Raw genomic sequence first — 1,115 nt, 5'->3', positions numbered from 1 at the left:
CGGTTGCTGAGACGGTTGCAACACCTTGAGAAGCTGGACCCGGCTACCCGGCGGCAGGTCATCCAGATCATCGATACCTACCTGGAGGCGGCGCACCTCAAGAAGCAGGCGTGAACCAAGCGCAAGATGATGAACAATAGCCAGGCGGACATGCCCTGATTGCAACTTAAGGGCCTCTGGCTGGGCCGGTTCGGGATCACCTTGGCGGTACCGTGAGCGTGATGACGGGGTGTTGGGTACTGACCTTGGCGTAGTAAGTAGAAGCCCCGGCGAGAGTCTTTTGCCGGGAGCTTTTTGGACTGAGCGGTAGGCTAATTGTTGATGTTAGGAGTTAAACATTAATCTAGCTCAACAAAAAACATTAAGAAATTTATCAAAGACATGAAAGAGAAGATTACTGCTCCAAAAATATAGCTGACACCCAATACCCTTGATTTTCCAGGGCTGTTCACTTCATGCGCAATAACTTGCCCTTTTTTCAATCCCTTAAAAGCAATTACAGCGCAAACGGCCAATCCAGCAAATACTAAAGCAGCAATTAATCTTCCCACCTACCCTCTCCTATTGCTTACACATGTATCCATTTGATCCGTATGGATCTGTTGCATGTAAATCGCGGTCGAGAAACTTAGCCAGCGCTGACATATCACTCAAATTTCCACCATTTCCAAACAAGTTATGTAGTGACTGAGCAGCCCCCCTAATACTCAACAACTGATCGAGTCGATACCCCGCTAGTAGCCCATCATCACCAAAAAGGAACCCTCCTAACTGGGCTAAAGGACCTGGGTGATTCGTATCTTCTAAAGCATTTTGCAGCCCTTGAAGTGAGTCAGCAAATCCATATGCCCCATGAGCAACAAGACCACCACTAGCAATCGCTCCAGCCACTCCGGCTGGCGTTCCAAATCCTGACCCGGTCAAAGCACCCGAGACAATCAACCCAGCAGCCCCAGCGGCCACCTCTACACTGCTTGCAACAAGGCCTATAGTTGAATATCCGACGCCAGCCCAGTCTATTAGTATAGTGGACCCCATGATTTAGACCACGGGCATAGGTAGAATGCCACGACCAAGCAGGAGTAGTAACGTGGCGAGAAAACGGTTCAGTAGTG

2 protein-coding genes are annotated in these 1,115 nt (G+C 49.5%); both read right to left on the bottom strand.

The window, feature by feature from the left end; all coding sequences use genetic code 11:
• Positions 1-338: 338 nt before the first annotated feature.
• On the bottom strand, positions 339-551 hold the full coding sequence (locus tag G565_RS0121000) for a hypothetical protein (RefSeq protein WP_028672547.1): 213 nt from the start codon (positions 549-551) through the stop codon (positions 339-341).
• A gap of 10 nt (positions 552-561) precedes the next feature.
• Positions 562-1,038, bottom strand: a complete 477-nt coding sequence (locus tag G565_RS0120995; RefSeq protein ID WP_028672546.1) for a hypothetical protein — start codon at positions 1,036-1,038, stop codon at positions 562-564.
• Between the last annotated feature and the right edge of the window lie 77 nt (positions 1,039-1,115).

Origin of the sequence: Saccharospirillum impatiens DSM 12546 (assembly GCF_000423605.1) — a bacterium.
In the GTDB taxonomy this organism is placed as follows: domain Bacteria; phylum Pseudomonadota; class Gammaproteobacteria; order Pseudomonadales; family Natronospirillaceae; genus Saccharospirillum; species Saccharospirillum impatiens.
This window is presented reverse-complemented; position numbering and strand designations above follow the sequence as displayed.

Bases quoted from the DNA above. Each gene is read 5' to 3' on its own strand.
- G565_RS0120995 (WP_028672546.1), bottom strand. From the start codon at position 1,038: ATGGGGTCCACTATACTAATAGACTGGGCTGGCGTCGGATATTCAACT.